Source organism: Streptomyces sp. NPDC046870, from assembly GCF_040704595.1.
In the GTDB taxonomy this organism is placed as follows: domain Bacteria; phylum Actinomycetota; class Actinomycetes; order Streptomycetales; family Streptomycetaceae; genus Streptomyces; species Streptomyces argyrophylli.
On sequence record NZ_JBEYXM010000024.1, the window covers coordinates 63,399 to 86,842 of the forward strand.

20 protein-coding genes and 4 tRNA genes are annotated in these 23,444 nt (G+C 70.7%); 14 read left to right on the forward strand and 10 right to left on the reverse strand.

The features are described from left to right. Positions 1–68 precede the first annotated feature (68 nt). From purS to purM, 9 genes are all read left to right on the forward strand, one after another. Positions 69–332 (forward strand): phosphoribosylformylglycinamidine synthase subunit PurS, encoded by a 264-nt coding sequence (gene purS / locus AB0946_RS33830; protein ID WP_014673609.1) that lies wholly within the window; start codon positions 69–71, stop codon positions 330–332. Beyond that, positions 329–1,009, forward strand: coding sequence for a phosphoribosylformylglycinamidine synthase subunit PurQ (gene purQ / locus AB0946_RS33835; protein ID WP_171154909.1), 681 nt, complete (start codon positions 329–331; stop codon positions 1,007–1,009). The genes purS and purQ overlap by 4 nt, the downstream gene beginning before the upstream one ends. Beyond that, positions 1,006–3,264 (forward strand): phosphoribosylformylglycinamidine synthase subunit PurL, encoded by a 2,259-nt coding sequence (gene purL / locus AB0946_RS33840; protein ID WP_366764500.1) that lies wholly within the window; start codon positions 1,006–1,008, stop codon positions 3,262–3,264. Before purQ ends, purL begins: the two co-directional genes overlap by 4 nt. A 256-nt stretch (positions 3,265–3,520) precedes the next feature. Beyond that, a complete protein-coding gene (locus tag AB0946_RS33845) occupies positions 3,521–3,871 on the forward strand; it encodes a hypothetical protein (RefSeq protein WP_366764501.1) in 351 nt (116 codons plus the stop codon). Further along, a complete protein-coding gene (locus tag AB0946_RS33850; RefSeq protein WP_366764502.1) occupies positions 3,868–5,892 on the forward strand; it encodes an esterase-like activity of phytase family protein in 2,025 nt (674 codons plus the stop codon). Before AB0946_RS33845 ends, AB0946_RS33850 begins: the two co-directional genes overlap by 4 nt. Positions 5,893–5,930: 38 nt before the next feature. After that, positions 5,931–6,728, forward strand: a complete 798-nt coding sequence (locus tag AB0946_RS33855) for a sterol carrier family protein (protein ID WP_366764503.1) — start codon at positions 5,931–5,933, stop codon at positions 6,726–6,728. Between the two features lie 36 nt (positions 6,729–6,764). Next, positions 6,765–7,220, forward strand: coding sequence for an META domain-containing protein (locus AB0946_RS33860; RefSeq protein ID WP_366764504.1), 456 nt, complete (start codon positions 6,765–6,767; stop codon positions 7,218–7,220). Positions 7,221–7,421: 201 nt separating this feature from the next. After that, positions 7,422–8,951 (forward strand): amidophosphoribosyltransferase, encoded by a 1,530-nt coding sequence (gene purF, locus AB0946_RS33865; RefSeq protein WP_366764505.1) that lies wholly within the window; start codon positions 7,422–7,424, stop codon positions 8,949–8,951. 32 nt (positions 8,952–8,983) lie between these two features. Further along, on the forward strand, positions 8,984–10,051 hold the full coding sequence (gene purM / locus AB0946_RS33870) for a phosphoribosylformylglycinamidine cyclo-ligase (protein ID WP_366764507.1): 1,068 nt from the start codon (positions 8,984–8,986) through the stop codon (positions 10,049–10,051). A gap of 66 nt (positions 10,052–10,117) precedes the next feature. On the opposite strand, the gene AB0946_RS33875 is transcribed toward purM, so the two are convergent. Further along, entirely contained in the window at positions 10,118–10,369 is a 252-nt protein-coding gene (locus AB0946_RS33875; protein ID WP_030656912.1) for a DUF3073 domain-containing protein, read from the reverse strand. 288 nt (positions 10,370–10,657) lie between these two features. Beyond that, the gene (locus AB0946_RS33880) at positions 10,658–11,764 is read right to left on the reverse strand and encodes a Glu/Leu/Phe/Val dehydrogenase dimerization domain-containing protein (RefSeq protein WP_366764508.1); all 1,107 of its coding nucleotides are present in this window, start codon (positions 11,762–11,764) and stop codon (positions 10,658–10,660) included. A gap of 200 nt (positions 11,765–11,964) precedes the next feature. On the opposite strand from AB0946_RS33880, the gene AB0946_RS33885 reads away from it, so the two are divergent. Beyond that, positions 11,965–12,807, forward strand: coding sequence for a hypothetical protein (locus tag AB0946_RS33885; protein WP_366764509.1), 843 nt, complete (start codon positions 11,965–11,967; stop codon positions 12,805–12,807). A 517-nt stretch (positions 12,808–13,324) separates the two neighbouring features. Further along, complete coding sequence (bldC, locus tag AB0946_RS33890) at positions 13,325–13,531, forward strand: developmental transcriptional regulator BldC (RefSeq protein ID WP_003949541.1); 207 nt, start codon at positions 13,325–13,327, stop codon at positions 13,529–13,531. Positions 13,532–14,006: 475 nt separating this feature from the next. Here bldC and AB0946_RS33895 read toward each other — a convergent pair whose 3' ends face one another. The 3 genes from AB0946_RS33895 to hrpA all read right to left on the reverse strand — a co-directional run bounded on the left by AB0946_RS33895 (position 14,007) and on the right by hrpA (position 18,743). Beyond that, the gene (locus AB0946_RS33895; protein WP_366764510.1) at positions 14,007–14,201 is read right to left on the reverse strand and encodes a DUF6274 family protein; all 195 of its coding nucleotides are present in this window, start codon (positions 14,199–14,201) and stop codon (positions 14,007–14,009) included. Positions 14,202–14,629: 428 nt separating this feature from the next. Continuing rightward, positions 14,630–14,704: transfer RNA gene (locus AB0946_RS33900), tRNA-Asp, on the reverse strand. A 94-nt stretch (positions 14,705–14,798) separates the two neighbouring features. Beyond that, a complete protein-coding gene (hrpA, locus tag AB0946_RS33905; RefSeq protein ID WP_366764511.1) occupies positions 14,799–18,743 on the reverse strand; it encodes an ATP-dependent RNA helicase HrpA in 3,945 nt (1,314 codons plus the stop codon). A gap of 87 nt (positions 18,744–18,830) precedes the next feature. Here hrpA and AB0946_RS33910 point away from each other — a divergent pair, with 87 nt between their 5' ends. After that, the gene (locus AB0946_RS33910; protein WP_366764512.1) at positions 18,831–19,889 is read left to right on the forward strand and encodes an ABC transporter permease; all 1,059 of its coding nucleotides are present in this window, start codon (positions 18,831–18,833) and stop codon (positions 19,887–19,889) included. Here the strand turns inward: AB0946_RS33910 and AB0946_RS33915 are convergent. The 5 genes from AB0946_RS33915 to AB0946_RS33935 all read right to left on the reverse strand — a co-directional run bounded on the left by AB0946_RS33915 (position 19,886) and on the right by AB0946_RS33935 (position 22,183). Continuing rightward, positions 19,886–20,206 (reverse strand): hypothetical protein, encoded by a 321-nt coding sequence (locus tag AB0946_RS33915; RefSeq protein WP_366764513.1) that lies wholly within the window; start codon positions 20,204–20,206, stop codon positions 19,886–19,888. The two genes, AB0946_RS33910 and AB0946_RS33915, sit on opposite strands and share 4 nt — an antisense overlap. Before the next feature lie 85 nt (positions 20,207–20,291). Further along, positions 20,292–20,365, reverse strand: a tRNA-Phe gene (locus tag AB0946_RS33920). A gap of 24 nt (positions 20,366–20,389) precedes the next feature. Next, positions 20,390–20,464 (reverse strand) — tRNA-Asp (locus tag AB0946_RS33925). A gap of 36 nt (positions 20,465–20,500) precedes the next feature. Further along, a tRNA-Glu gene (locus AB0946_RS33930) sits at positions 20,501–20,573 on the reverse strand. A gap of 80 nt (positions 20,574–20,653) precedes the next feature. Continuing rightward, positions 20,654–22,183 (reverse strand): metallophosphoesterase, encoded by a 1,530-nt coding sequence (locus tag AB0946_RS33935; protein WP_366764514.1) that lies wholly within the window; start codon positions 22,181–22,183, stop codon positions 20,654–20,656. A gap of 98 nt (positions 22,184–22,281) precedes the next feature. Here AB0946_RS33935 and AB0946_RS33940 point away from each other — a divergent pair, with 98 nt between their 5' ends. Both AB0946_RS33940 and AB0946_RS33945 read left to right on the forward strand, forming a co-directional pair. Further along, the gene (locus AB0946_RS33940) at positions 22,282–22,632 is read left to right on the forward strand and encodes a metallopeptidase family protein (RefSeq protein WP_058081062.1); all 351 of its coding nucleotides are present in this window, start codon (positions 22,282–22,284) and stop codon (positions 22,630–22,632) included. A 265-nt stretch (positions 22,633–22,897) separates the two neighbouring features. After that, positions 22,898–23,410 carry a hypothetical protein gene (locus AB0946_RS33945; RefSeq protein ID WP_366764515.1) on the forward strand — a complete coding sequence of 171 codons (513 nt, stop codon included), beginning with the start codon at positions 22,898–22,900 and terminating at the stop codon, positions 23,408–23,410. The last annotated feature ends 34 nt before the right edge of the window (positions 23,411–23,444 follow it).

Here is a 23,444-nt window from a genome sequence, read left to right on the forward strand (position 1 = left end):
TACCCGCGTAGAAATTTTGTGCGGGTAGTCTGAAGGAACCTGCTCAGCACCACACACCGGGAGTGCCAGTGGCACGCGTCGTAGTCGACGTCATGCTCAAGCCGGAGATCCTCGACCCCCAGGGCCAGGCGGTCCAGCGTGCGCTGCCGCGCCTGGGTTTCGAAGGGATCTCGGACGTACGTCAGGGAAAGCGTTTCGAACTGGAAGTTGACGGGCCGGTCGACGAGGCCGCGCTCGCCCGCATCCGCGATCTTGCGGAATCCTTCCTCGCCAACACCGTGATCGAGGACTTCACGGTCAGGGTCGACGAAGTCGCGGAGGCGGCCAAGTGACCGCTCGTATTGGCGTCGTCACTTTCCCGGGGAGCCTGGACGACCGCGACACCCGGCGCGCGATCCGTATCGCCGGGGCGGAACCGGTCGCCCTGTGGCACAAGGACAAGGACCTCAAGCAGGTCGACGCCGTCGTGCTGTGCGGCGGTTTCTCCTACGGCGACTACCTGCGGGCCGGCGCCATCGCCCGCTTCTCGCCGGTGATGGAGCCGCTCGTCGAGCAGGCCAAGGCCGGACTGCCGGTCCTCGGCATCTGCAACGGCTTCCAGATCCTCACCGAGGCCCACCTCCTCCCGGGCGCCATGCTCGGCAACGACCACCTCCACTTCATCTGCCGCGACCAGAAGCTGCGGGTGGAGAACGCGGAGACCTCCTGGACCGCCGACTACCGCGCCGGCCAGGAGATCCACATCCCGCTGAAGAACATGGACGGCCGGTACGTCGCCGACGCGTACACGCTCGACAAGCTGGAGGCGGAGGGCCGCGTCGCCTTCCGCTACCTGGACTTCAACCCGAACGGCTCGCTCAACGACATCGCCGGCATCACCAACGAGGCGGGCAACGTCGTCGGCCTCATGCCGCACCCCGAGCACGCCGTCGAGCCGCTGATCGGTACCGGCCGTACCGACGGGCTCCCGTTCTTCACCTCGATCCTCAAGAAGCTGGTGGGCGCATGAGCCGGACGCCTCTGGACACGGTCGAGCACGCGGCCGCGACCCCCGACGTCGAGCTGCCCTGGGCCGAACTCGGCCTGAAGAAGGACGAGTACGAGCGGGTGGTGGAGATCCTCGGCCGCCGCCCCACCGGCGCCGAACTCGCCATGTACTCGGTCATGTGGTCCGAGCACTGCTCGTACAAGTCCTCCAAGGTCCACCTGCGCCAGTTCGGCGAGAAGGCGCCGCAGAGCGACGCGCTGCTCGTCGGCATCGGCGAGAACGCCGGCGTGGTGGACGTCGGCCAGGGCTACGCCGTCACCTTCAAGGTCGAGTCGCACAACCACCCGTCGTACGTCGAGCCCTACCAGGGCGCGGCCACGGGTGTCGGCGGCATCGTCCGCGACATCATCGCGATGGGCGCCCGCCCGGTCGCGGTCGTCGACCCGCTCCGCTTCGGTGCCGCGGACCACCCCGACACCAAGCGCGTCCTGCCCGGCGTGGTCGCGGGCATCGGCGGCTACGGCAACTGCCTGGGCCTGCCCAACATCGGCGGCGAGGTCGTCTTCGACGCCTGCTACCAGGGCAACCCGCTGGTCAACGCCGGTGCCATCGGTGTGATGCGGCACGAGGACATCCACCTCGCGAAGGCCTCCGGCGCGGGCAACAAGGTCATCCTCTACGGCGCCCGGACCGGCGGCGACGGCATCGGCGGCGCGTCGATCCTCGCCTCCGAGACCTTCGACGACGCCAAGCCCTCGAAGCGGCCCGCCGTGCAGGTCGGCGACCCCTTCCAGGAGAAGCTGCTCATCGAGTGCACCCTGGAGGCGTTCCGGGAGAAGCTGGTCGTCGGCATCCAGGACCTCGGCGCGGCCGGTCTGTCCTGCGCCACCTCCGAGCTGGCCTCCAACGGCTCCGGCGGCATGCGCGTCACCCTGGACGACGTCCCGCTGCGCGACTCCACGCTCTCGCCCGAGGAGATCCTCATGAGCGAGTCGCAGGAGCGCATGTGCGCCGTCGTGGAGCCGGACAAGGTCGACCGCTTCCTGGAGATCTGCGAGAAGTGGGACGTCATCGCCACCGTCATCGGTGAGGTCACCGACGGCGACCGGCTGGAGATCTTCTGGCACGGCGAGAAGATCGTCGACGTCAACCCGCGCACGGTCGCGCACGAGGGCCCGGTCTACGAGCGCCCCTACGCGCGCCCCGAGTGGCAGGACGCCCTCCAGGCCGACGACGCGAACAAGCTGCCCCGCCCGGAGACGGGCGAGGAGCTGAAGGCGCAGGTCCTCGCGCTGGTCGGTTCGCCGAACCAGGCCTCCAAGAAGTGGATCACCTCCCAGTACGACCACTTCGTGCAGGGCAACACCGTCCTCGCCCAGCCGGAGGACTCCGGCATGATCCGCGTGGACGAGGAGACCGGTCTCGGCGTCGCCATCGCGACCGACGGCAACGGCCGTTACGCCAAGCTGGACCCGTACACGGGCGCCCAGCTGGCGCTGGCGGAGGCCTACCGCAACGTGGCCACCACCGGCGCCAGGCCCCTCGCGGTCTCGGACTGCCTGAACTTCGGCTCGCCCGAGGACCCGGCGGTGATGTGGCAGTTCGCGGAGGCCGTGCGCGGTCTCGCCGACGGCTGCCTGCAGCTCGGCACCCCGGTGACCGGCGGCAACGTCTCGCTCTACAACCAGACCGGCGAGGCCGCCATCCACCCGACCCCGGTGGTGGCCGTGCTCGGCGTGATCGACGACGTCGCCCGCCGCACCCCGGTCGCCTTCCAGGAGGAGGGCCAGCTGATCTACCTCCTCGGCGACACCCGGGAGGAGTTCGGCGGCTCGGCCTGGTCCCAGGTGATCCACGACCACCTGGGCGGTCTGCCCCCGCAGGTGGACCTGGAGCGCGAGCGCCTGCTGGCCGAGATCCTGATCTCCGCCTCCCGCGACGGCATGATCGACTCCGCGCACGACCTGTCCGACGGCGGTCTGGTGCAGGCCGTGGTGGAGTCCGCGCTGCTCGGCGGCAAGGGCGCGCGTCTGGTCGTACCCGACGGCCTGGACGCCTTCACCTTCCTGTTCTCCGAGTCGGCCGGCCGCGCGATCGTCGCCGTGCCGCGCTCGGAGGAGGTCCGCTTCAACGACATGTGCGGTGCGCGCGGCCTGCCGGCCACCCGTATCGGTGTCGTGGACGGCGACGCGGTCGAGGTGCAGGGCGAGTTCACCCTCCCCCTCGCCGAGCTGCGCGAGGCCCACGAAGGCACGATCCCCGCGCTGCTGGCGTAGCGCGTCGAGGGGCCACGGCCCGTACGGCACGCCGAAGCCCCCGCCCGGACCCACGTCCCGGCGGGGGCTTTCCCGTTCACCGGGCGTGGTCCCCTCTCCATGCCCGGCGGGTCGGCGGTGAAGGTTCGGGAAGTCTCTTCGGCCACAGGCGTGACCGCGCGCGGCGCGGGGAAAATGTGGCTTGCCGACCCACCTGTGCCTGTGGGGGAGTTGGGCAGTAGGCGACATCCGTGAGTGAGCCCGGGGGAGCGGCCGGATGGAGATCAGGTTCGAGGCGGCCGGAGCCGCCCGCGAGGAAGAACTGCTGTCCCTGTACGACTGGCTGGCGGCGGACCGCGCGCTGCGCGGCCAGGTCCGGGTGACCCGGGTCGCCGAAACCGGCGCGGGCACCGGGCGGATGGGCCCGGGTGTCGACCTGGTCCTCGCGGTGCTGTCCGCCGTCAGCGGCCTGGGGCAGCTCCAACTGTCGTACCTGGCCTGGCGGCAGAGCGTCCGGCCACGGGCCCGTGTCACCATCGACATCACCGGGGCCGACCCCGACCGGGTGGCCGAACTGCTGCGCGGCTTCGGGCAGGACGGGGACGACGCGGACGGGGAGCCGCGGTGAGCGACGCCCCACACCCCGGGACGGCCGAGAACCCCGGCCGGATCGACCCGGACCGCTCCGCCTGCGTCCTGATCGGCGTGGACGACTACGCTCACCTGGACCCGCTGCGCAGCGTCAGGCTCAACCTCACGGAACTCCGGGCCGTACTCACCGAACCGGACATCTGGGGCATCCCCGACGACGGCCGGCGGATCCGTACGGTCTCCAACCCCACCTCACCGGCCGAGCTGGTCCGCCCGATCCGGGAGGCCGCCGCGCTCGCCCAGGACACCCTGATCGTCTACTACGCCGGTCACGGCCTCAAGGACCGCCAGGAACAGCAGCTGCTGCTCACCCTGCCCGACTCGGTGGAGGACCAGCCGGACACCTGTGTCCGGGCCGGCGACGTCCGCCGTGCCATCCGCGACACCGGCTCCGCGCTGCGCCGGGTCCTGATCCTGGACTGCTGCTACAGCGGGCAGGTGCTGACCGAGATGACGGACGGCCACCGGCACGTCGTCGAGATGGCCGTGTCGACGCTGGAGGACGTCGAGGGCTCCTACGTCATGACGTCCGGGCCGCGCGACCGGCCCTCGCACGCCCCCGACCCCAAGCGCTGCACCCTGTTCACCGGCGCCCTGGTCGGCGTCATGCGCGAGGGGTTACCGGGCGGCCCGGAGATGCTGGGCCTGCACGACCTCTTCCTGGAGGTCAAGAAGCGCATCCGCACCCACAGGCCCGAGGTGCCGCAGAAGCCGCAGGACCAGGACAGCAACGGCGTCGGCGCCCTCGGCTTCGTCCACAACGCCGCCGTACGGTCCCGCTGGTCCCGGTACGAGCCGCCGCCCGAGCCCACCCGCTGGCAGCGCGTCCGCACCCCGGTCCTGTCGCTGACGGCCGGCGTCCTGGGTCTCGCCCTCGGCCTGGGCGTCCCGCCCCTCGTCGACTGGTGGCACGACAACCACCCGGCGGCCGCCGCCGGTCCCTGCGCGGTCCCCTCGCCGTCCGACCCGGCGGCACCCCGCGCGGTGCTCCTCGACCACTCCGACGCCCTGGACAAGAAGAACGTCTACTACGAGAAGATCGCGGGCCTGTCCGCCCTGGCCCTGGTCTCGCAGGGCAAGGACGTCAGGGCGCTGGCCCTCGCCGACAACTCCCCGGGCCGGGTCTGGCCGCTCGACCTCGGATCCCCCTTCGAGCTGGACCCCGTCCCCGCCACGTCGGTGCCGCTCCGCCGCGCCGACGGCACGAAGTTCCCGATCGACGGCGACTGGTACGACGGCGAGGGCATGGTCATCGAGAAGAGCGGCAAGACCATGCTGATCGCCTCCGAGACCGGCCCGGCGATCCGCCGCTTCGATATCGCCACCGGCCGGCAGATCGGCAAGGACCTCCCCATCCCGAAGGAACTGCGCTTCTGGCCCGAGGGCGCCGCGCAGACCGGCCGCAGCATCGAGTCACTGGCCGTCTCCCCGGACGGCCGCCATCTGTACGCCGGCTGGGAGGCACCCCTGGCGAAGGACGGCGACCAGCGCGGCCGGGGCATCATCCGCATCCAGCGCTACACCGGAACGGCCGGCGGCGCCTACACCCCGGACGGGCAGTACGCGTTCATGGCCGACGACGGCATGTACCTGTCCGAGCTCAACGCCATCGACGACGACGGCAACCTCCTCGCGCTGGAACGCCAGTACACCGCGGGACTGGGCTCGGAGATCCGGATCGTCCAGCTCTCCCTCGCCCACGCCCAGAACGTCACCGGACTGACCTCCCTGTGGCACCAGCCGCCGAAGATCTTCGCCGCCGACGAACTGGTCGTCGACCTGGCCACCTGCCCCGTGGGCGGCCGTGGCCAGGTCACCGCCCCGGCCTCGTCCGCCCGGTACCCGCTCCTCGACAACGTCGAGGGCATGGCCCTCGGCGCCCCCTGGACATCCGGTCACTACAAAGGCTGGCACCCGCTGTACCTGGTCTCCGACGACAACGACAGCGACGACCAGATCACCCGTCTCTACTCGTTCGCGGTGAAGCTGCGCCCCTGAATCGCGCCGGAGCCGCGCCCATGACTAGGGTCACCGCCATGCCCACGGCCAGGAAACGCACCAGGACCTACGACTCCGCCAAGACCCGTACGGCGGTCCTCGCCCAGCTCACCCACGTGCGGGACGCCGTCCGCGCCCTCGGCCCCGACCAGCTCGGCCGGCCCACCCGGCTCGACGCCTGGACCGTACGGGACCTGCTCGCGCACATCGGCATGGCCGTCACCGCCGTCCAGCGGGCCCTGGAGCGGCCCGCCCCGCCCCGGCAGACCGTCACCGTGGTCGAGTGGGCGTTCTCCACCGGGTCGCGCGCCGGTGCCATCGCCGACTACACCCGGGGTCTCGCCGCCGCCCACCCGGACCCCGGCGCCCACCTCGCCGACGTCGACCGGAGCCTGCGCGCCCTGCTGGCCGAGCACCCCGGCAGCCGGCTGCTGGACACCAGCGCGGGCGCCCTGCCGCTGGACGACTACCTCGTCACCCGCGCCGTCGAACTCGTCGTCCACACCGACGACCTGAACGCCGCCGTCCCCGGTCTCGAAGTGCCGTACGACCGGCAGGCCCTGGCCGCCGCCACCCGGCTGCTCGCCGACGCCCTCGCGGTGAAGGCGCCCGGCGGCACCACCGAGGTGCGGGTGCCGCCGTTCGCGGTCGTGCAGTGCGTCGAGGGCCCCCGGCACACCCGGGGCACCCCGCCCAACGTCGTGGAGACCGACCCGCTGACCTGGATCCGGCTCGCCACCGGCCGCACGGCCTGGGCCGACGCGCTGGCCGCCGCCCAGGTCAGCGCGAGCGGGGAGCGCGCGGACATCGGGGGGCTGCTGCCGGTCATGGCGTAGCCGGAACCGGGGGCCGCCCGGGTACGTCGAACCACCATGAACCGGTACAAGCAGCGCGTGACCCTGGCGGTGGCCGCCGTGCTTCTCCCGTTCACGGTGGCCTGTGGCGGCGAGAAGGCGGAGAGTGGAGCGGTGAGCGTCCAGCAGCCGGTGACCGGGATCGACTGGCGGGTCGACGGCATCACCGTCGGCGCCGCCACCCGGCACGCCCCCGCCACCGCCCGTCTGCGCATCGACGAGGACGGCAAGGCGGGCGGCAACCTGGGGTGCAACCACTTCAGCGCCCGCGCCACCGTGCGCGGGGACCGCATCACCCTCGGCGACCTGCGCACGACCAGGATGGCCTGCGGCGAGGAGCGCATGGACTTCGAACGCGCCCTCGCGCGCATCCTCACCACCGGCACGCTCACCGCCAAGGCGGACGACGGCAAGGCGACGCTCACCGACGGCGACGGCGACCGCGTCCACCTCAGCCGGACCGCCTCCGGATGATGTGCGACACCTCACTCGGGAAGCCGGCGAAGACGCCCGTGACCGGCCCGTACGGCCCGCCGGGAGCCCTCGGCCACCGGTGAAGAACGGGCCTGAGCAGGGCAAACGCCAAATCCCCCAAGGTGATCCGGACCGGTCGGACCGTTATGGGCGCGCATCCCCAATTCGGACCAGTGGTCGACCTCGCCTACACTCGGTTGCGTGCCACGTGGTGACGGTCGACTCAATCACGATCTGCTTCCCGGCGAGAAGGGCCCCCAGGACGCTTGCGGCGTCTTCGGCGTCTGGGCTCCGGGTGAAGAGGTCGCAAAGCTCACGTACTTCGGGCTCTACGCCCTCCAGCACCGGGGTCAGGAATCCGCGGGAATCGCGGTCAGCAACGGCTCCCAGATCCTCGTCTTCAAGGACATGGGCCTGGTCTCCCAGGTCTTCGACGAGACCTCGCTCGGTTCGCTCCAGGGTCACATCGCGGTCGGACACGCCCGCTACTCGACCACCGGCGCCTCCGTGTGGGAGAACGCCCAGCCGACGTTCCGTGCCACGGCGCACGGTTCGATCGCGCTCGGCCACAACGGCAACCTGGTCAACACGGCGCAGCTCGCCGAGATGGTCGCCGACCTGCCCAACGACAACAACAGCCGCTCCACCCGGGTCGCGGCCACCAACGACACCGACCTGCTGACGGCCCTGCTGGCCGCCCAGGTCGACGAGGACGGCAAGCCGCTGACCATCGAGGAGGCCGCCCACGCGGTCCTCCCGAAGGTCAGGGGCGCCTTCTCCCTCGTCTTCATGGACGAGCACACCCTCTACGCCGCCCGTGACCCGCAGGGCATCCGCCCGCTGGTCCTCGGCCGGCTGGAGCGCGGCTGGGTGGTCGCCTCCGAGACCGCCGCGCTGGACATCACCGGCGCCAGCTTCGTCCGCGAGATCGAGCCGGGCGAGTTCGTCGCCGTCGACGAGAACGGCCTGCGCAGCTCCCGATTCGCGGAAGCGAAGCCCAAGGGCTGTGTCTTCGAGTACGTGTACCTGGCCCGCCCGGACACCGACATCGCCGGCCGGAACGTCTACCTCTCCCGCGTGGAGATGGGCCGCCGGCTGGCCAAGGAAGCCCCCGTAGAGGCCGATCTGGTCATAGCGACCCCGGAATCCGGCACCCCGGCCGCCATCGGCTACGCGGAGGCCTCCGGCATCCCCTTCGGTGCGGGTCTCGTGAAGAACGCGTACGTGGGCCGTACGTTCATCCAGCCCTCGCAGACCATCCGCCAGCTGGGCATCCGGCTGAAGCTGAACCCGCTGAAGGAAGTCATCAAGGGCAAGCGCCTGGTCGTCGTCGACGACTCGATCGTGCGCGGCAACACCCAGCGGGCCCTGGTCCGTATGCTCCGCGAGGCCGGCGCCGCCGAGGTCCACATCCGGATCTCCTCCCCGCCCGTGAAGTGGCCCTGCTTCTTCGGCATCGACTTCGCCACCCGCGCGGAGCTGATCGCCAACGGCATGACCATCGAGGAGATCGGCACGAGCCTCGGCGCCGACTCCCTGGCCTACATCTCCATCGACGGCATGATCGAGGCGACCACGATCGCCAAGCCGAACCTGTGCCGCGCCTGCTTCGACGGCGAGTACCCGATGGAGCTGCCGGACCCGGAGCTGCTCGGCAAGCAGCTGCTGGAGACCGAGCTGGCGGCCGGTCCGGCCGCGACCGCGGCGACCGACGCGATCCGCCGCCCGTAAGTTCTGCCGTACGACACGAAGGTTCTCACCCCATGTCTGAGACGACTGGTGCCAGCTACGCAGCCGCGGGCGTCGACATCGAAGCGGGAGACCGCGCCGTAGAGCTCATGAAGGAGTGGGTGAAGAAGACGCAGCGCCCCGAGGTCCTGGGCGGCCTCGGCGGCTTCGCCGGGCTCTTCGACGCCTCCGCGCTCAAGCGCTACGAGCGCCCGCTGCTCGCCTCCGCCACGGACGGCGTCGGCACGAAGGTCGACATCGCGCGCCGGATGGGCGTCTACGACACCATCGGCCACGACCTGGTCGCCATGGTCATGGACGACATCGTGGTGTGCGGCGCCGAGCCGCTGTTCATGACCGACTACATCTGCGTCGGCAAGGTGCACCCCGAGCGTGTCGCGGCCATCGTCAAGGGCATCGCGGAGGGCTGTGTGCTGGCCGGGTGCGCCCTGGTGGGCGGTGAGACGGCCGAACACCCCGGACTGCTGGGCGAGGACGACTTCGACGTCGCCGGCGCCGGTACGGGCGTCGTGGAGGCCGACCGGCTGCTCGGCGCGGATCGCATCCGCACGGGTGACACCGTGATCGCCATGGCGTCCTCCGGGCTCCACTCGAACGGGTACTCCCTGGTCCGCCACGTCCTGCTGAACAGGGCGGGTCTGGCCCTGGAGTCGGAGGTGGCCGAGCTGGGCCGCACCCTCGGCGAGGAGCTGCTGGAGCCCACGAAGATCTACTCGCTGGACTGCCTGGCGCTCACCCGCACGGCCGAGGTGCACGCCTTCAGCCACATCACCGGTGGCGGGCTCGCCGCGAACCTGGCCCGCGTCATCCCGGACGGGCTGCACGCCGTGGTCGACCGCTCCACCTGGACCCCGGGCGTGATCTTCGACCTGGTCGGGACGACCGGGAACGTGGAGCGCCTGGAGCTGGAGAAGACCCTCAACATGGGCGTCGGCATGATCGCGATCGTCCCGGAGGAGTCCGCGGAGGTCGCCCTCGCGACGCTGGCCGACCGGGGCGTCGACGCCTGGGTCGCCGGTGAGATCACCGAGCGGGGCGAGAAGACGACCGGCGCGGAGCTGGTGGGGGACTACGCGGTCTGACCTCGCGGACAGCACAAGAGCCGGTCGGTGGCTGTGCCACCGACCGGACTGGTGCTCAGTGCAAGGTCAAGCGCCTCGACGGTGCTGTGCGGGACCTTCGTCCTCGTCCTCGTCGTCGTCCTCATAGAGGTCGGCGTAGCGGGAGTACAGGTCGTCGTCGTCATGCTCATCGTCCGTGAAGCGGTCGCCGTTCGGCGACTGGTTCGACGTCGATGCGCCCAGCTCCTCGGCCAGGCGTGACAGGTCCGTCCCGCCGCTGTTGTACTTCAGCTGGCGGGCGACCTTCGTCTGCTTGGCCTTGGCCCGGCCGCGCCCCATGGCTCGACCCCCTCAACGACGGGGCTCGACGGCCCCAGAGTCTGACACGCGTTCATGATCTGGAACGGACTCTCAGAGAGAGGCCGGTCCGTAGGGCTTCCACGGTACCTGAGCCCGCGCCCATACGGTACGTCGCCCGCAGCACGCGCGTCTGCCCAGGACCTTCGAGGCGCCCTGTCCTCGCTGGTCAGTGGCGATTTTAACCACTTATCGGGGAACGACCCGCCGGTGGGAGTGAGAGTTCTCTCGAAGTTCCCGCCGACGGGTACCGCTCATGTGTGCGATCGGTCAGTGCGCGACGAGGGTCGCGCGGGCGTCGGCCATCCGCTGCTCGGCGATCCGGTCGGCCGCCGCGGCCGGCGGAATGCCGTCTTCCTTCGCACGAGCGAATATGGCCAGCGTGGTGTCGAAGATCTTCGCCGCCTTCGCCCTGCACCGGTCGAAGTCGAACCCGTGCAGCTCGTCGGCCACCTGGATCACTCCGCCGGCGTTCACCACGTAGTCCGGGGCGTAGAGGATCCCGCGGTCGGCGAGGTCCTTCTCCACGCCCGGGTGGGCCAGCTGGTTGTTGGCCGCGCCGCAGACCACCCTGGCGGTGAGCACCGGGACGCTGTCGTCGTTCAGCGCGCCGCCGAGGGCGCAGGGTGCGTAGATGTCGAGTCCCTCGACCCGGATCAGGTCCTCGGTGGTGGCGACGGCCGTCACCCCGACGGGGTACTGCTCGACGATCCGCTGGACGGCGTCCACGCGCACGTCCGTGATCACGACCTCGGCGCCCTCGTCCCGCAGGTGCTTCACCAGGTGGTGGCCGACCTTGCCGACGCCGGCGATGCCGACCTTGCGGCCGCGCAGCGAGGGGTCCCCCCACAGGTGCTGGGCGGAGGCGCGCATGCCCTGGTAGACGCCGAAGGCGGTGAGCACGGAGGAGTCGCCGGCGCCGCCGTTCTCGGGGGAGCGGCCGGTGGTCCAGCGGCACTCTCGGGCCACCACGTCCATGTCGGCGACGTACGTGCCGACGTCGCACGCGGTGACGTAGCGGCCGCCGAGGGAGGCGACCATGCGGCCGTAGGCGAGGAGCAGCTCCTCGGTCTTGTCGCGCTCCGGATGGCCGATGATCACGGCCTTGCCGCCGCCGTGGTCGAGCCCGGCCATGGCGTTCTTGTACGACATGCCGCGCGCGAGGTTGAGGGCGTCCGCGACGGCCTCGGACTCGGTCGCGTACGGGTAGAAGCGCGTGCCGCCGAGGGCGGGGCCCAGGGCGGTGGAGTGGATGGCGATCACGGCCTTGAGGCCGCTGGCGCGGTCCTGGCAGAGCACGACCTGCTCATGGCCGCCCTGGTCCGAGTGGAACAGGGTGTGCAGGACATCGGCAGGCGCGCCGGTTACGTCGGTCACTGTGGTGACTCCTGTGTACTAGCGGCGAGTGGGGTTCGGTCCCCGTGCGGGTGGCGGGAAACCGTGGCATGAGCGTAGAGCCTCGGTTCCCTCACCGTCCGCGCAGTGTTCAGGATCACTCTCCGAGGCCCTCTGTGCACGTATGGGCGTGACACGATTTGCAGTGGTTTCGAGCCGGGTCCGATGGGGAGGGAGCAGGCGTGCCGAAGGTGTCCTCCGTGGTCGTCCCCTATGCCGCGTACCTGCGCGTGTACGAGCCGCTCGGCGCCTTCCCGGAGCCGGAGCGCGGCCACTGGGAGCGCTACGCCCGCCGCTCCGACCGCCCCTCGTACCAGGACGAGCTGCGTCGCTCCCTGGCCGGCCTGCTGCCGGTCCCGCCGATCGCGGTGCCGGTGCACGAGAGCGGCGACGCCTTCGTGCTGGAGGTCGACGGGGTGGTCTGCGTGTGTCCCTGGCGGACCCGGCTGCGGGGCTGGCAGGCCCTGGAGGAGCTGGCCGGGGAGCTGCCCCCGCCGGTGCTGGACGCGGTGCTGCCGCCGGTGGTGCGCCGGCAGGCCGCCCAGGACTACGAGCGCTGGCTCGCCCGCAACCCGGACGCGCGCCCGTGGATCCGCACGGCGACCTGGCAGGTGCCGCTGAACTGGTTCGTGCTGGTCTCGGACGAGGAGCGGCGGTACGACAAGGGGACCGCCGACGTGCCCCCGGTGCTGCGCTACCGCACGCCGATGGTGCAGGCCCGGCGCCGGGTGGCGCGGGCGCTGCGCACGCTGAAGGACGCCGTCGAGGAGGGCCCGCTGATCGACGGCCTGGTCGACGTCGGCCGCTGGCTGGAGGAGTTCCACCCGCGCTCGCTGGTGGAGCTGGACTACGGCGGCCTGGTGCACGTGCTGCCGGCCGGCGAGCTGGAGGGCGACCACTCGGCGGCGGACGTGGCGGCCGGGATCGAGGCGCTGCGCCGGGGAGACGGGGCGGCGGCCGGAGAGGCGTACGGGCGCCTCGTGGAGCGGTGGCGGGCGGTACGGGACCGGCGCTCCGCGAACTGAGTGAGGTACGTCACGGTCAAATGGGTGATGGAGGACGTACGTTCTACCCACCCGGCCATCTGACGGGGCGTCGGACCCGATCCGGACGTACGTCCCAAGGGTGATGGACGGCACTTACCCGGCTCTTGCGTCTCTTGGCATCCCTCGTGCCAAAATAGGACAAGGAGTCCGGGGAGGACTCCATCCGTCCAACTGTGTTCCATGATGGGCGGATTCTCAGCATTGCACGCTTTGGGGGGTCTGGTGACCTCTGATCGTCCTGTGACTGATCGTCACAGTGGCGTGACTGTCCGCTATGGCATGGTCCATCGGCTTCCGTCGCTGATGAACACCTGGGAGGGCAATTCCATCGGTTTGGCCGACGCGGCTGGACAGATGGTGTAGTTGTAGTGCCGAGGACAAGCCGTTCGTCCTATAACCGACTCGACTCGCGTCCGCCATTTCGGGCAACGCGGGTCAAGGTGCAGAATTTAGAGGAAAGAACCGAGAAGGTTCGGTTCTCCCGAGGAGGCCGCTCATGACCGCTCGCACCCCTGATGCCGAGCCGCTGCTGACCCCGGCTGAGGTCGCCACCATGTTCCGCGTCGACCCCAAGACGGTCACGCGGTGGGCGAAGGCCGGCAAGCTCACGTCCATCCGTACGCTCGGCGGGCACCGCCGTTACCGCGAGGCCGAGGTCCGCGCCCTGCTCGCGGGAATCCCGCAGCAGCGCAGCGAGGCCTGAACAACTTCATAACCGGGCAAGACGGTCGGTTCCCCCAACCGGCCGAGGCGCCCGAAACCCTGGCTCCAAGCGACGCGGGACCTGCCCCAACAGGACCCTCGCCCAGGCCGAAGAGAACGTCATAGGCAAGCTGTACAGGGTGCGTCGTCGATCGCGCTGGACTCCGCCGGGTCCAGCGCGATCTTTTTTGTGCGCAGGTCGGGGGGTGTGGGTGGCGCTTGTGAGCGTCCCTGTCGGAGTCTGGGGAGGGGTGTCGGAACCGCTGTGTGCGACCTCTGGGAGCGGTGCAATTGCACATATTAAATTGACCCGTTGTATGAGGGGGGTAAGTACCGCTGTTTCAAAAACTCATGCGGTGACTCCCGTCACACGCCCGGACGCTTGTTGCTCGCGGCCCGCATGCGTTAGAGGAGCGTCCGTGCGGGGCGCGCGCCCCAGACTCCCACGCCTGTAAGGAGGTTGGGGCCGGCGGGGGTCAGACGCGACGGACGGCCGCGCCGTCCTCGGGGGCCTCCTGCTCGGCCTCCCGGGCCTGCGGGGCGCCGTCCATCGCGAGCCGCAGCAGGCGGTGGCAGATCGGACAGTGGCGGGTGAGGTGCCGGTAGGACGAGGCGGCCGACAGATGCGCCCTCAGGAGCGCCCGCGTCTCGTGCCTGACCGACGCCGTCATACGCCACCTCCGGGGCCGTGCAGAGGGAACGAGCCCTGCTCCCTGAGTACCGGCGGAATGGGACGCCGTCAAGACGGCGCGTGCTCCGCCGGTTCGGCCGCTCCGCGGGGCGCCGGCGCGGACGGGCCGGTTCCCTGCCCGACGACACGCCCGGGGCCCACTGCCCTCCGTGGGGTGCGGACCGCCGGCTGGGCTTGGTGGAGGACACGACTGAGGCCCGCTGTCCCTTGCGGGACGCGGGCCTCGGTGTGGGTGCGGTCCTGGCGGTGTTTGCCGTGTCGGGATGGCGGCTCCGCCGCGGGCGCGGCCTCTGGCTCGGGTGCGCCCGAGCCCGCTGCCCTCCGTGGGGTGCGGGTCTTTGGCTGGGCTTGGTGGGGATACGACTGAGGCCCGCTCTCCCTTGCGGGATGCGGGCCTCGGTCGTGATGCGGTCCTGACGGGATTTGAACCCGCGGCCTCCACCTTGACAGGGTGGCGAGCACTCCAAACTGCTCCACAGGACCTTGCTCGCGGCGCTTTTTCCTGCGTTGCGCTGCGAGAAGAGACTGTACAGGAGGGCGAGGCCCCTGGTCGAACTCACCCTCCGTGCGGGAGCGGTTACGGCACGGCCGCGTCGATCGCCTTGACGATCCGCTTGTCGGAGACGGGGTACGCCGTGCCCAGCGCGTGGGCGAAGTAGCTGACCCGCAACTCCTCCAGCATCCAGCGGATGTCCAGGACGTCGGCCGGCACCGGGCGGCCCTTCGGGAGCTGTTCCAGGAGCCAGGCGTACTCGTCCTGCATCTCGTGGACCTTCTCCATGCGCGTGGTGTCCCGTTGGACGTTCGTCGGCATCTGCTGCAGGCGCCGGTCCGCGGCCACCAGGTAGCGCAGCAGGTCCGGCAGGCGCCGTATGCCCGCCCAGGTGACGAAACCGGGCTTCACAAGGGCGTCCAGCTGCTTGCGGACGTCCGTCAGGTTCGCGAGCAGGGCCGGGCTGCTCACGGCCTTCAGGCGGCGCTCACAGGCCTGCCAGGCGGCGAGGACCTGCTGCACCTGGGCGACCGTACGGACGGTGGTGTCCACGATCTCCGCGCGCACCTTGTCGTACAGCTTCCGGTACGACTCCTCGTCCCACGCCGGCCCCCCGAAGTCCGCGATCAGCTTGTCCGCCGCGGCCATCGCGCAGTCGTCGAACAGGGCCTGGATCGAGCCGTGGGGGTTGGCCGAGAGGGCGAGTTTCTGGGCGTTCGTCAGCTTCTCGGACGCGAACTTCGCGGGATTGACCGGGATGTTGCGCAGGATCAGCCGGCGGGTGCCCTTCCACATGGCCTCCGCCTGTTCCGCCTCCGTGTCGAAGAGGCGGACGGAGACCGTGTCGCCGTCGTCCACCAGTGCCGGGTAGGCCTTGACCGGCTGGCCGGCCCGGCGTGTCTCGAAGACGCGGGTGAGGGTGCCGATCGTCCAGTTCGTCAGGCCCTTGCGCTCCAGGGACTCCCCGCCCTCGCGGGACGCGGTCGCCGCCGCGGCCTGCGACAGGGCCTGGCGTGCCTTCGGCTTCAGCCGGAGCTTCAGCGCCTCCAGGTCCTTGTCCTCGGCCAGCTTCCGGCGCCGCTCGTCGACGATCCGGAACGTGATCTTCAAATGGTCGGGGACCTTGGCCCAGTCGAAGTCCTCCGCCTCGAACGGAACGCCGACCATCCGCTTCAGCTCGCGCGCCATCGTGACGGTCAGCGGCTCCTGGAGGGGCACCGCCCTCTCCAGGAACGCCTTCGCGTAGTTCGGCGCCGGCACGTAGTGGCGGCGGATCGGCTTCGGCAGGGAGCGGATCAGTTCCGTCACCACCTCCTCGCGCAGGCCCGGGATCTGCCAGTCGAAGCCCTCGTCCGTGACCTGGTTGAGGACCTGGAGCGGGATGTGGACCGTCACACCGTCGGCGTCCGCACCCGGCTCGAACTGGTACGTCACCCGGAACTTCAGCTGCCCCTGCCGCCAGGTGTCGGGATAGTCGGCCTTGGTGACCGCCTCCGCCGACTCCCGGATGAGCATCTCCCGCTCGAAGTCCAGGAAGTCCGGCTGCTCGTGCCGCTTCCGCTTCCACCAGGAGTCGAAGTGGGCGCCCGAGACGACGTGTTCGGGCACCCGCTGGTCGTAGAAGTCGAAGAGCGTGTCGTCGTCGACCACGATGTCCCGGCGCCGGGCGCGGTGCTCCAGCTCCTCGACCTCGCTGAGCAGCTTGCGGTTGTCGGCGAAGAACTTGTGGTGCGTGCGCCAGTCGCCCTCCACGAGCGCGTTGCGGATGAACAGCTCGCGGGAGACCTCGGGGTCGATCCGGCCGTAGTTCACCTTCCGCTGGGCGACGATCGGCACGCCGTACAGCGTGACCTTCTCGTACGCCATCACGGCCGCCTGGTCCTTCTCCCAGTGCGGTTCGCTGTACGTCCGCTTGAGCAGGTGCCCGGCCAGCGGCTCGACCCACTCCGGCTCGATCCTGGCGTTGACCCGCGCCCAGAGGCGGCTCGTCTCCACCAGCTCGGCCGACATCACGAACTTCGGCTGCTTCCTGAACAGCGCCGAGCCCGGGAAGACGGCGAACTTGGCGTTGCGGGCGCCCAGGTACTCGTTCTTGTTGCCGTCCTTCACGTCCTTCATCCCGATGTGGGAGAGGAGGCCGGCGAGGAGGGAGACGTGGATGCGGTCGGCGGGGGCCTCGTCGTCGTTGAGGTGGATGCCCATCTGCTTGGCGACCGTGCGCAGCTGGGTGTAGATGTCCTGCCATTCGCGGATGCGCAGGAAGTTCAGGTACTCCTGCTTGCACATCCGGCGGAAGGACGACGAGCCGCGCTCGCGCTGCTGCTCGCGGACGTACCGCCACAGGTTGAGATAGGCGAGGAAGTCGCTGGTCTCGTCCTTGAAGCGGGCGTGCTGCTGGTCGGCCTGGGTCTGCTTCTCGGCCGGGCGCTCGCGCGGGTCCTGGATGGACAGCGCGGCGGCGATGACCATGACCTCGCGGACGCAGCCGTTCTTGTCGGCCTCCAGGACCATCCGGGCCAGACGGGGGTCGACGGGCAGCTGGGCCAGCTTGCGGCCGGTCTCGGTGAGCCGCTTGCGGGGGTCCTTCTGCGCCGGGTCCAGCGCGCCCAGCTCCTGGAGGAGCTGCACGCCGTCGCGGATGTTGCGGTGGTCCGGCGGGTCGATGAAGGGGAACTTGTCGATGTCGCCGAGGCCGGCCGCGGTCATCTGGAGGATGACGGAGGCCAGGTTCGTCCGCAGGATCTCCGCGTCGGTGAACTCCGGGCGGGCGAGGAAGTCGTCCTCGGAGTACAGGCGGATGCAGATGCCGTCGGACGTACGGCCGCAGCGGCCCTTGCGCTGGTTGGCGCTGGCCTGGCTGACCGGCTCGATGGGCAGCCGCTGGACCTTGGTGCGGTGGCTGTAGCGGCTGATCCGGGCGAAGCCGGGATCGATGACGTACTTGATGCCCGGCACGGTCAGGGAGGTCTCGGCGACGTTGGTCGCCAGAACGATCCTGCGCCCGGTGTGCGGCTGGAAGACCCGGTGCTGCTCGGCGTGCGAGAGCCGGGCGTACAGGGGCAGCACCTCGGTGAAGCGGTACTTCCTCTTCTCCAGCGCGTCCGCGGTGTCCCGGATCTCCCGCTCGCCGGAGAGGAAGACGAGGATGTCGCCCGGGCCCTCGGCCTGGAGTTCCTCGACGGCGTCGCAGATGGCGGTGATCTGGTCCCGGTCGGCGTCGTCCGAGTCCTCTTCGAGGAGCGGCCGGTAGCGCACCTCCACGGGATACGTCCGCCCGCTGACCTCGACGATCGGGGCGTCGCCGAAGTGCCGGGAGAAGCGCTCCGGGTCGATGGTGGCCGAGGTGATGACGACCTTCAGGTCGGGCCGCTTCGGCAGCAGCTGGGCGAGGTAGCCCAGCAGGAAGTCGATGTTGAGGGACCGCTCGTGGGCCTCGTCGATGATGATCGTGTCGTAGGCGCGCAGCTCGCGGTCGGTCTGGATCTCGGCGAGCAGGATGCCGTCCGTCATCAGCTTGATGAAGGTGGCGTCCGGGTTCACCTGGTCGGTGAACCGCACCTTCCAGCCGACGGACTCGCCGAGGGGCGTCCTCAGCTCCTCCGCGACCCGCTCGGCGACGGTCCGGGCGGCGATCCGGCGGGGCTGGGTGTGCCCGATCATGCCGCGCACGCCCCGGCCCAGCTCCAGGCAGATCTTCGGGATCTGGGTGGTCTTGCCGGAACCGGTCTCACCGGCCACGATGACGACCTGGTGATCGCGGATGGCGGCCGCGATCTCGTCCTTCTTCTGGCTGACCGGCAGCTGTTCGGGGTAGGTGACGGCGGGCACGCGTGAGCGCCGCTCGGCCATCCGGGCCTCTGCCTTGCCGATCTCGCCGTCGATCTCGGCGAGGACGGCGGCACGGGCCTCCGGCTTACGGATCTTGCGTGCGCCCTCCAGCCGCCGCCCGAGCCGGTGCGCGTCGCGCAGCGACAGCTCGGTCAGACGGGGTGCGAGGGTGCCGAGGGCGGGAGCGGGATGCGTAGACATACGCGATCCAGGATCTCACCTGGGGCGAAAAACAAGCGAACGATTTGACCGGGGCGTGATGTCACGGCATGACCTAGCGTGGTCGATATGCCTGATTCCCTCCACGGAGACCACGGCCGCCCCCCGACCCGCGCGGAGCGCTGGGCGGCGTTCAAGGCATCCCCCTTCCTCCCCGCCACGGTCCTGCTCCTGATCATCTCCGTCGCGGCCGGCTTCTTCGCCGGGTCCTACACGTACGCCATGGCGAACCCGACCCCGCACAGCATCCCCACGGCGGTGACGGGCGCCTACGACCAGCCCGGGGCCCGCCGGTTCGTCGACGGCATGGAGAAGGCGCTCGGCGCCTCCCTGAAGCTGCGGCCGTACGACAACCGGGAGGACGCGGTACGGGCGGTGGACCAGCAGGAGGTCTTCGCGGTGGTCGACGCGCCCTCCGGTGGCCGGACGATCACCGTCGACGTGTCGGGGGCCTCCGGCGCGACGGTGGCGCAGGTGCTGGGGGAGGCGGCGTTGAAGGTCGGCAAGGCCACCGGCGTCACCGTGGTGCTCCACGACCTGAAGCCGTTGCAGAAGGGCGACCCGAGAGGACTGGCCATCTTCTACATCTCCCTGGCCGCCGTGATCATCGGATTCGTCGGCGCCATCCAGCTCAGCGTGCACGCGTCGGCGCTCAATCCGCTGGAGCGGATCTGCTTCACCGTCGCCTATGCCGTGCTCGGCGGGTTCACGATCGCCGCGGTGGTGGACTGGCTGCTGGGGGCGCTACGGCTGCCGTTCGTGGAGTCCTGGGCGATCCTCACCTTCACGATGTTCACCTCGGGCATGGTCTTCACGATGTTCAACACCCTGTTCGGGCGCTGGGCCATGCTGCCGACGTGGGGGCTGATGGTGCTGCTGGGCAACCCGTCGTCCGGAGGTGCCGTCTCCTGGCCCCTGCTGCCGTCCGTGCTGGGGACCATCGGCCGCTGGCTGCCGCCCGGTGCCTCGGTGAACGCCCAGCACACGGCGGTGTACTTCCGCGGGCACCAGCACGCGTTCCCGTTCCTGGTGCTGGCGGGCTGGGCGGTCGTCTCCTGCGCGGTCTTCCTGATCTGGCGGCACCGCCACCCGGGCGGCAGACCGAGGCAGCCGGCCCACGCCGCCTAGGGGACGCGCTGGGCGGGCGGGGCCGGCGGGGTGTCCTCGGTGTGCCGGCGGGCCGGGCCGTTGCCGAGGGCGATCGACCTCGCGGTGTTGGAGACGGCCTTGATGCCCAGGTAGGCCGTGGTCGTGCTGCTGACAGCGGTGAACGCGGCGGTGAGGATGCCGACGATCACCGCCTTGTCCCCGTCGAGCTGCCACACACCGAAGACGGCGACCGCGGCGATCGCCAGATTGCTGACGACGACCGCGAGCAGCCCGTACCGGGCACGGTCCTTCTCCAGCTCGGTGTCCTGCGCGACTCTGCCCTGGTCCCGGCCCATGTCTCCCCGCTGAACGTGGTCCCGATACAGAGAGCCCCTCTCCAGGGATCCTGGAGAGGGGCTCAAGCCCTGATGAGGGCGGTTGTGGCTGGGGCCGGGGTCGAACCGGCGACCTTCCGCTTTTCAGGCGGACGCTCGTACCAACTGAGCTACCCAGCCACGGTGTTTCACGTGAAACACCAGCGGTCCTGACGGGATTTGAACCCGCGGCCTCCACCTTGACAGGGTGGCGAGCACTCCAAACTGCTCCACAGGACCAAGCTTGCGTGCAACAGTGTCGCACACGGTATTGCGTGCCCCCAACGGGATTCGAACCCGTGCTACCGCCTTGAAAGGGCGGCGTCCTAGGCCGCTAGACGATGAGGGCTATCGGCCCGCCTGGGCGCTTCTCAGCGCGTCGGGGACGTGAGAAGCATATGGGATGGCGAGGGGTATCGCCAAAACGGTTTACGGCGAGGTGCTGGGAGGAGTCGGGGAAGGGGACCGTGAGGTGCCGATGGCGCCCGGTTGGTTGTCGTCCGCCAGATGACGGCTGACCTCGGCCGTCGTCAGCCCCAGGCCGCCCAGCTTGATCGCGTCCCAGGCCTGCAGCCTGCGGCTGTCCCGGTCGAAGTAGAGGATCGACGCCTCGATCGGGGCCGGGTACTCGTGCTCCACCGCCCGCAGTCCGCTGCCACCGGTCGAGCCCTCCATGCGCAGCCGGGTGCCGTACCGCAGCAGCTCCGTCCCCTCGTGGTGCAGATGCCCGCACAGCACCAGCGGCACCGTGCCGTCCGTCTCCCGGGCGGCGGACGGCTCGTGCGCGACCGCCACGTCCACGGGGGTGCCGGCCGTCCGCTGATCGCGCAGGGCGCTGGCCAGCCGGTCGCCCGCCAGCTGCTCGGACGCGGCGCTGCCGGGCGCCGTCGAGCGGTCGGGGGTGAACTGCGGATCACCGATGCCCGCGAACCGCAGGCCCGCCACCGTCTCCGCCCGCCCGTCGTCCAGGACGTGCACGTTCTTCATGCGCTCCAGGTAGTGCTGGGTCGTCCGCGAGTCATGGTTGCCGCGCACCCAGACGTACGGCACGCCCAGGTCCCGGATCGGGTCGAGGAAGCCGTTCTCCGCCGCCGTACCGTGATCCATCGTGTCGCCGGAGTCGACGATCACGTCCACCTTGTACTGCTCCACCAGCGAGCCGATGATCTTCCAGCTCGCCGGGTTCAGATGGATGTCCGACACGTGCAGGACGCGGATCGTGGAGGGGTCCGGCCGGTAGGCGGGGAGGGTGGAGGTGACGTCGTAGAGCTTCGTCACGTTCGTCACCAGGCGTGCCAGCTCCTTCTGGTACACGTCGAACTCCGTGACGATGCTGCGGGCGTTGCCGACCACCGACGGCGCCGAGCTGAGCAGTCCGGAGAAGCGCGGCTCCAGGACCGACTTCGGGTTCCAGGTGGCGTACGCCGACGCGGCGGAGGCGGCCAGCAGGGCCAGGGCCAGCCCGCCGGCGGCCACGGCCCGGCGCGGGCGGCGGTACACGGCCAGCCCGAGAGCCGTGGCCCCGGAGACCACGGCGACGCAGGAGCGCACGGCCAGGTCCAGCGTGCCGTGCTCGACGTCCCGGGTGACCTCGTCCTGAAGACCGGAGAGCCGCTCGGGGTGGTCGACCAGCGCCTGTGAGCGCAGTGGGTCCAGCTGGTCGACGTTCACGTCCAGGCGGACCGGCGCCACGTGGCTGTCGAGGCTGAGCGAGCCCAGCGGGGACACGTTGATCTTCGTGCCGCCGCTGAGGGAGGGGCGCAGCGCCATCGTCGTGTCCATCGGGCCGACCGGGGCCCGGACGTTGCCGACGACCAGCAGACCCAGCCAGGCGCCGACGAGGACGACCGTGGTGAGCCCCAGGGCCCGCAGCCAGGGGCTGGGGCGGGCGGCGAGTTCCAGGGCGGGCAGGGGATGGCGGCGGGCGGGACGTGGGCGGTTCGGGGTCCGGTTCAGCATGGTGCTCAGGGCTGCGACGGGGACGCGGGACGTGCCATTGGTGCCGTATGCCCAGGTCCACTGGTGGATATGCGGCGGTGTTACCGGACAATGACCCTGTGCTGGAGATGACGCGCGAGGAGTTCGAGGAACTGGTCGCCGAGGCGCTCGACCGGATTCCGCCGGAGCTGACGCGGCTCATGGACAACGTGGCCGTGTTCGTGGAGGACGAGCCGCCCGCCGACGACCCCGAGCTGCTCGGGCTCTACGAGGGCACCCCGCTCACCGAGCGGGGTGAGTGGTACGCCGGTGTCCTGCCGGACCGGATCACCGTCTACCGCGGGCCCACGCTCAGGATGTGCGACAGCCGCGAGGACGTCGTCGCGGAGACCGAGGTGACCGTGGTGCACGAGATCGCCCACCACTTCGGAATCGACGACGCCCGCCTCCACGCCCTCGGCTACGGCTGAGCACGCCGGGGCACGCGGGCGATGAGGCGTGCGCGATGCTCGTGGCCGCGGGGCCGGGCGTCCGGTTCAGATGGGCTGATGACCGCACGGGCCCGCGTGTGCTCACGGGCGGTGGGGATCGAGTCGCACGGCCCGGCACGCCGCCATGTGCGGTGGAGGGGCGGGTACCCGGCGTGGGCGTCGGTGCGGACCGGGCGCGTGTCCTCCTGCGGGCGGCTGGAGTTGGGGAGGTTGACTCCTTTCCTTGCCCCCGGAGGTGGCCACCGTGCGCCCCTTGTACGTACCCGTCCGTCTCGCCGTCGCGGCACTGGCCGTCACCGCCGCCGCCGGCTGTGTGAGCGTGGGCGACGACGCGGGCAGGGCCCGGCCCTCCCACTCGGCAGGGCAGCACGGCGGTGAGGTGCCCGGCGGCGGCCCGGTGGCCGGCGCGGGCGGCTTCGCCGGGGAAGGCGGCGGGGCCGGTGACGGCAAGCACGGGCACGGCGGCAGGGCGAAGCGGGGGAAGAAGGACCCGGCGTCGGCCACCCCGTCCGCCGCGCGCAGCGCCTCCCGCGCGCCGGCCGAGCCGGGCGAGACCGCCGAGCCCGGCGAGCCGGTGCCGACGAACGCGCCGCCGACGCCCCCCGCGACCTCCGCCCCGCCCGAACCGCCGGCCTCCACCCCGCCCCCACCCGTCACCGAGCCCCCGTCGGCCGAGCCCTCCTCGTCGGCGCACGAGGAGACGGGCCCCCAGCTGGTCCAGCGGGAGCCGGCACCGGCGGCGGGCGTACCGGCGTAGACGCGTGCGCGGCGGAACGGCGAGTGTGAGCTGT

Excerpts from the sequence above, each read along its gene's own strand:
- purL (WP_366764500.1), top strand. The coding sequence starts at position 1,006 with ATGAGCCGGACGCCTCTGGACACGGTCGAGCACGCGGCCGCGACCCCC.
- AB0946_RS33845 (WP_366764501.1), top strand. The coding sequence starts at position 3,521 with ATGGAGATCAGGTTCGAGGCGGCCGGAGCCGCCCGCGAGGAAGAACTG.
- AB0946_RS33855 (WP_366764503.1), top strand. The coding sequence starts at position 5,931 with ATGCCCACGGCCAGGAAACGCACCAGGACCTACGACTCCGCCAAGACC.
- AB0946_RS33860 (WP_366764504.1), top strand. The coding sequence starts at position 6,765 with ATGAACCGGTACAAGCAGCGCGTGACCCTGGCGGTGGCCGCCGTGCTT.
- purM (WP_366764507.1), top strand. The coding sequence starts at position 8,984 with ATGTCTGAGACGACTGGTGCCAGCTACGCAGCCGCGGGCGTCGACATC.
- AB0946_RS33875 (WP_030656912.1), bottom strand. The coding sequence starts at position 10,369 with ATGGGGCGCGGCCGGGCCAAGGCCAAGCAGACGAAGGTCGCCCGCCAG.
- bldC (WP_003949541.1), top strand. The coding sequence starts at position 13,325 with ATGACCGCTCGCACCCCTGATGCCGAGCCGCTGCTGACCCCGGCTGAG.
- AB0946_RS33895 (WP_366764510.1), bottom strand. The coding sequence starts at position 14,201 with ATGACGGCGTCGGTCAGGCACGAGACGCGGGCGCTCCTGAGGGCGCAT.
- hrpA (WP_366764511.1), bottom strand. The coding sequence starts at position 18,743 with ATGTCTACGCATCCCGCTCCCGCCCTCGGCACCCTCGCACCCCGTCTG.
- AB0946_RS33910 (WP_366764512.1), top strand. The coding sequence starts at position 18,831 with ATGCCTGATTCCCTCCACGGAGACCACGGCCGCCCCCCGACCCGCGCG.
- AB0946_RS33915 (WP_366764513.1), bottom strand. The coding sequence starts at position 20,206 with ATGGGCCGGGACCAGGGCAGAGTCGCGCAGGACACCGAGCTGGAGAAG.
- AB0946_RS33935 (WP_366764514.1), bottom strand. The coding sequence starts at position 22,183 with ATGCTGAACCGGACCCCGAACCGCCCACGTCCCGCCCGCCGCCATCCC.